We start from the raw sequence: 379 nt of genomic DNA, 5'->3' as shown, positions 1-379 counted from the left end.
ATAAAACTATTTGTTAAACGTTAAGTTTTCTTCCAGTGCTTTGTCCAAAACATTTACATAAATCTCTATGCTAGAATTTATAATATAATTTTTTTAGGAATCATTAGCTATTTTAACAACAAGTGCATATGATAATACTTGCAACTTAGATGAACATTAACTGTGATCAAACTCTTTACTAAGTCTTAGATCTGAAAATGTTAATTTAAGTAAATCAATGATATCATTTTCATTTGGTCTAGGTAGCTCTATGATTTCATCAAAACTTCTAAATAAAGCCTTATCTAAACTAAATTCTAAATTTGTTGTAGCAATTAAAATCACTTGCCCCTTATACTCTAATAGAAGTCCTAAAACAATATTAACAATAATTTGGATT

Annotated in this window: 1 pseudogene; it reads right to left on the bottom strand. The window is 25.6% G+C overall.

The window, feature by feature from the left end:
• Positions 1–156 precede the first annotated feature (156 nt).
• A pseudogene (locus tag GNY06_RS01410) lies at positions 157–379 on the bottom strand (ATP-binding protein); the annotation flags it as partial.

The sequence above is a fragment of the Elizabethkingia argenteiflava genome (assembly GCF_009904105.1).
Taxonomy (GTDB): Bacteria; Bacteroidota; Bacteroidia; order Flavobacteriales; family Weeksellaceae; genus Elizabethkingia; species Elizabethkingia argenteiflava.
Note: the sequence above shows the minus strand (reverse complement) of the source record. Positions and strands in the feature narration are given on the sequence as shown.